Genomic DNA, 5,734 nt, shown 5'->3' on the forward strand with positions numbered 1-5,734 from the left:
CGGTTGCTGCAGTGTCGCGTGTCACTTGATGTTCACGTTGGGCCGCCAGCATCCGAGGCATGGGGACAAGTGGAACGCTTGAGTCGGCCGGCATCGGCACCGGCGACGAGGTCGTGGTGCCGGCGTTCGGAAACGCCGAGGTCACCGAGGCCGTCGTGCGTACCGGCGCCGTACCGGTCTTCGCCGACATCGACCCGGACACCTACTGCCTCGACCCGGCCGCCGTGGCCGACGTGGTGAACTCCCGGACCGCCGCCGTCATCGCCGTACACCGCTTCGGACACCAGGCCGACCTCGCCCGGCTCCAGGAGCTGGGCGAGCGCCACGGCCTGCTGGTGCACGCCACGGAGGAGCAGGGTGTGGCCCCGTCCGGTGCCGAGCGGCGCCGGACGTACGCGACGTACCTGGCCGGGCGCCTGCGCGGCGTCGTGACGCCCGCTGAGCACGCGGAGCACACGTACGAGCAGTACGTGGTGCGGGTCCCGGGCAACGGCCGGCCGGACCGCGACGCCTTCGCGCGGATGCTGCGCGGCAAGGGCGTGGCCTGCCGGGTGCCCGTGCCGGTGCCGGTGTACCGGATGCCGGAGTACCGGCGGGACCTGCTGCTGCCGCACACGGAGCGGGCGTGCGACGAGACGCTGGCGCTGCCCGTGGAGGAGCCGCTGAGCCGCCGTGAATTGCACCGGATGGTGAGCGCCTGCAATGCGCTGGGCGGGCTGCTGCAGCCGGCGTTCTGAGCCCTTCGGTAAACCCGGTACCAGGTAATGGTGCCGGGTTATTCCGTTTTATGCGGAGCCGCGGCGCCGGCGTGCGCAGGCGATTCGAACCATCGTCTGTGATCGGGTATAGTTAAACCCGTCGACGCGCCCCAATAGCTCAGTCGGCAGAGCGTCTCCATGGTAAGGAGAAGGTCTACGGTTCGATTCCGTATTGGGGCTCTGACAGAAAGGCCCCCGCCATCGGCGGGGGCCTTTCGCGTATGCGCAGCGAGGAAAAAGCGGGAGGGCCGAGGGGATCCCCTCGGCCCTCCCGAAGAAACGGCGGCGGCCCGTTTACGGGGCCAGGCCCTCGTGCACCGCCTCCGGCACCCGCATGGCGAGGATCGCCATGTCGTCCGAGGCCGGTTCGGCGGCGAAGCGCTCCACGGCGCGCAGGATGCGCGCGGCGACCGCGCCGGCGGTGAGGCCCGTACACGTCGTCAGGACGTCGGCCAGGCCGTCGTCGCCGAGCATGCGGGTGCCCTCGCGGCGCTCCGTGACGCCGTCGGTGACGCACAGCAGGACGTCGCCCGGGTCGAGCGTGACGGTCTGCGCGTACAGCTCCAGGTCCTCCATGACGCCCAGCAGCGGCTGCGGCTCGGCGGCGGGCTCGACGGTGCCGTCCTGGCGCAGCCGCAGCGGGAGCGGATGACCGGCGCAGACGACCTTCAGCACGGCGCTGCCGTCGCGCTGCGGCCACAGCTCGCCGTAGAGGAGCGTGAGGAAGCGGCTGCGCGCCCCCTCGTCGAGAATGGCGGCATTGAGGCGCTCGAGGACGGCCGGGCCGCCGAAGCCCTCGCGGGCGAGCAGGCGCAGCGCGTGCCGGGCGAGGCCCGTGACGGCCGCGGCCTCCGGGCCCGTGCCGCAGACGTCGCCGATGGCGAAGCCGTAGGCACCGTCCCGGATGGGGAAGAGGTCGTAGAAGTCGCCGCCGACCTCGTTGCCCTCGCCGGCCGCGCGGTAGATGACCTCGACCTCGACGCCGGGCACGTCGGGCAGCTCCGGGGGCAGCAGGCTGCGCTGGAGGGACTGGCTGATGGCCGTGCGCTCCGAGTACAGGCGCGCGTTGTCCAGGGCGAGCGCCGCCCGGCGGGAGAGGTCTTCGGCCAGTTCCAGGATCTCCTGGCGGAAGTGCTCCTCGGTGGGCTTGCCGAGGGTGAGCATGCCGATGACGCGGTTGCGGGCCACGAGGGGCAGTACGACGGTCTCGCCGCCGACCGCGGAGGCGGTGGCGAGGGTCGCGCCGGGGCCGCTGGACGGGCGTGCCGAGGCGCCGAGCCCCAGGCTGCGCAGGGAGGTGCGCAGGGCCGCGTCGTGTGCCGCGTCGCCCGGCGCTGTCCACACGCGCGCTCCGGGGGTGGGCACCGGTTCCGGCGGCGGCACCTTCTGGAGCAGCGTCTTGAGGCCGTCGATGCGGTCCTCGTCCTCGTGCAGCACGAAGGAGAGCTCGGGCTCGGACGCCTGGTCGGCGACGGTGTACACGGCGCACCAGGTGGCCAGCGTGGGGACCGTCATCTGGGCCATGAGGGCCAGCGTCTGATTGCGGTCCAGCGTGCCCGCGAGCAGGTCGGAGGCCTCGACGAGGAAGGAGAGGGAGCCGCGGCGGAGCCGTTCCAGCTCGGTGAGGCGGGCGCGCTCGACGGCGAGCGCGATGCGGTCGGCGGCGAACTGGAGGCGGAGCGCCTCTTCGTTGGTGTAGCGGCCCGGCGCCTCGGCGGCGACGCCGAGGGAGCCGGTGAGCCGGCCCTCGACCTTGAGGGGGACCGTGACGACGGAGCGCATGCCGGTCCCGGAGAGCAGCGGCACGGCGCCCTGTACGGCCGTGAGGTCCTCGTGGACGGCGGGCATGCGGGCCGAGCCGTAGCGGCCGCTGCCGGCCTCCACGGGGACGCGTGCGAAGCGCTGCCGGGCGGAGGGCAGCCCGGTGGAGGCGCGCACCTCCAGCTCCGTCTCGTCGTCGGTGGCGAGGAGGAGGTAGGCGGCGTCGCCGTCGAGCATGTCGCGGGCGCGCTCGACCGTGCGCTGCAGCAGGCCGTCGAGGTCGTCGGGCGCGGGGGAGCCGATGAAGACCTCGAACGGGTCGGCCGGGCCGCGGCCCTCGGACTGCTGGCCGGAGGAGTCCGAGGGGGTGCGCGGCGGGCTCTGGAGCACGGCGCGCTCGTGGTCGCGCACGAGGAGGCAGACCGTGGAGGGCTCGCCGTCCGCGTCGCGCACCCGGAGGTGGGACGCGTACACGGGGACGACGCGGCCGTCGGCGCCCCTTATGCCGTACGAGCCCTCCCAGCGGGAGAGCTGGAGGGCTTCGGCGATGCCGGTGCCGGTGCCGGGGGTGTGCGGCCAGGCGGCGAAGTCGGTGAGGGGCTTGCCGATCACCTGTTCGGGCGCATAGGCGAAGAGATCCTGCGCGTCCTCGTTCCAGGAGCTGATGCAGCCGCCGCGGTCGATCTGGACGACGGCGACGCGTACCCGGTGCTCGGCGACGGGGAGGGCGTCCACGGGGAGCGCGGGACCCGCCGTACGGGTGCCGGCGGGCCGCTCGGGCAGGTCGAGCTGGAACCAGACGTGCTTCTGGGAGGAGGTGTACTCCACGCCCCAGCGGGTGGCCAGCGCGCCGCACAGCAGCAGGCCGCGGCCGCCCTCGCGGTCGGGGTGGGCGAGCGCCTGGCCGGAGCTCTGGACGGGCACCTCGCGCTCGGGGTAGCGGTCGGCGACCTCGATGCGGACGCCGGTGTCGGTGCGGAGGCAGAGCACGTCGGCGGCGGTGCCGGCGTGCACGACGGCGTTGGTGACCAGCTCGCTGGTGAGGACGACGGCGTCGTCGATGATGTCGCCGTGGCCCCAGCCCTGGAGGGTGTCGCGCACGAACGCCCGGGCCGTGGCGACCGAACGTCCTACCGGCTCGAAGGTGGCAGCGGCCCGCGCGGTGATCACTGGTCTCCTCATGCGTGTGTCGGTGATCTGCTCCCCCATAGTCGCGGCGCCCCTCCGAATGCCCGTCGTGCTCGCGCCACCGCACCGGCCGTGCGGGTGGACAGCCGGAGCCCAGGGTACTTACCTTCGACGCCCGCATGGATGCCGGTCACGTGTGTTTCCCGCCCGGGGCTCGCCGCGGACGGGTATGCGATGCTGCCGAACTGTTATGGCCTGGTTGAGCCATGGTGAAACACTGGGAAGGCTTCAAGAGAAGGCCCGGGTAGAACGGTCGACCCTGCGGGAGGGACACGGTGGAGTCTGGCGGAGCGGCGCGGGGCGCAAGCACGCGCGCGAAGGGCGGACGCTCCCGTAGCAACAACGGGACGACCGAGGTGGACACGGCGGCGCTCAACCGCCTGCTGGCCGCCCTCGTGTCGATGCGGGACGGGAACTTCCGCAAGCGGCTGACCGTCTCCGGCGACGGGATCATGGCGGAGGTGGCGGCCGTCTTCAACGAGGTCGCCGACCGTAATCTGCACCTCACGGGCGAGCTGGCCCGCGTGCGGCGGGTCGTCGGGCGTGAGGGAAAGCTCACAGAACGGCTGGAGGTCGGGGCCTGCGAGGGGTCCTGGGCGGCCGCGATCGACGCGTCGAACGCACTGGTGGACGACCTCGTACGGCCGGTCTCCGAGGTGGGCAGGGTGCTGTCCGCGGTGTCCGAGGGCGACCTCGAACAGCGCATGGACCTGCGGACCCGGAGCAGCGACGGGACGACGGCGCATCCGCTGCGCGGCGAGTTCCTGAAGGTCGGCCGGACGGTGAACGGGCTGGTGGACCAGCTGTCGGCGTTCACCGACGAGGTGACGAGGGTCGCCAGTGAGGTCGGTACCGAGGGCAAGCTGGGCGGCCAGGCCCGGGTCCGCGGAATGTCCGGTTCGTGGAAGGACCTGACGGATTCCGTCAACACGATGGCCTCGCGGCTCACCGCGCAGGTGCGTGACATTGCTCTCGTGACGACCGCGGTGGCCAAGGGCGACCTGTCCAGAAAGGTCACCGTCCACGTCGCGGGCGAGATGCTGGAGCTGAAGAACACCGTCAACACGATGGTGGACCAGCTCTCCTCCTTCGCCTCCGAGGTGACCAGGGTGGCCAGGGAGGTCGGTACGGAGGGCGAGCTCGGCGGCCAGGCCCAGGTGCCGGGCGTCGCGGGCGTCTGGAAGGACCTGACCGATTCGGTCAACCTGATGGCCGGCAACCTCACGGCCCAGGTGCGCGGGATCGCGCAGGTCACCACGGCGGTCGCGAACGGTGACCTGTCCCAGAAGGTGACGGTCTCGGCGCGCGGCGAGGTCGCGCAGCTGGCCGACACGATCAACACGATGACCGAGACGCTGCGCACGTTCGCCGACGAGGTGACGCGGGTGGCGAACGAGGTCGGCGCCGAGGGCCAGCTGGGCGGTCAGGCGCAGGTGCCGGGGGCCGCGGGCACGTGGAAGGACCTCACCGACTCGGTGAACAACGCGTTCCGCAACCTCACCGGTCAGGTGCGGGACATCGCGCAGGTCACGACGGCGGTGGCCAACGGTGATCTGTCGCAGAAGGTCACGGTCGACGTCTCCGGCGAGATGCTGGAGCTGAAGAACACCGTGAACACCATGGTGGACCAGCTGTCCTCCTTCGGTGCCGAGGTCACGAGGGTGGCCCGGGAGATCGGCGTCGAGGGTGAGCTGGGCGGCCAGGCGCAGGTGCCGGGCGCCGCCGGTACGTGGAAGGACCTCACCGACTCGGTGAACACGGCCTTCCGCAACCTCACCGGCCAGGTCCGCAACATCGCGCAGGTCACGACGGCGGTGGCCAACGGTGATCTGTCGCAGAAGGTCACCGTGGACGTCTCCGGCGAGATGCTCCAGCTGAAGAACACCGTGAACACGATGGTGGACCAGCTGTCCTCGTTCGCCGACCAGGTCACGCGGATGGCCAGGGACGTGGGTACGGAGGGCCGGCTGGGCGGCCAGGCCCAGGTACCGGGCGTGAGCGGTACGTGGAAGGAACTGACCGACTCC

3 protein-coding genes and 1 tRNA gene are annotated in these 5,734 nt (G+C 71.9%); 3 read left to right on the top strand and 1 reads right to left on the bottom strand.

The features are described 5' to 3' along the window. Positions 1–59 precede the first annotated feature (59 nt). Together C3486_RS35935 and C3486_RS35940 are read left to right on the top strand one after the other, a co-directional pair. Complete coding sequence (locus C3486_RS35935; protein WP_103837056.1) at positions 60–737, top strand: DegT/DnrJ/EryC1/StrS family aminotransferase; 678 nt, start codon at positions 60–62, stop codon at positions 735–737. A 128-nt stretch (positions 738–865) separates the two neighbouring features. Further along, a tRNA-Thr gene (locus C3486_RS35940) sits at positions 866–938 on the top strand. A gap of 114 nt (positions 939–1,052) precedes the next feature. On the opposite strand, the gene C3486_RS35945 is transcribed toward C3486_RS35940, so the two are convergent. Beyond that, complete coding sequence (locus tag C3486_RS35945) at positions 1,053–3,701, bottom strand: SpoIIE family protein phosphatase (protein WP_258053199.1); 2,649 nt, start codon at positions 3,699–3,701, stop codon at positions 1,053–1,055. 281 nt (positions 3,702–3,982) lie between these two features. Here C3486_RS35945 and C3486_RS35950 point away from each other — a divergent pair. Then, positions 3,983–5,734 (top strand): HAMP domain-containing protein (locus tag C3486_RS35950; protein ID WP_181138812.1); only part of this gene is annotated, 1,752 nt, incomplete at its 3' end.

Origin of the sequence: Streptomyces sp. Ru73 (assembly GCF_002920575.1) — a bacterium.
Taxonomy (GTDB): Bacteria; Actinomycetota; Actinomycetes; order Streptomycetales; family Streptomycetaceae; genus Streptomyces.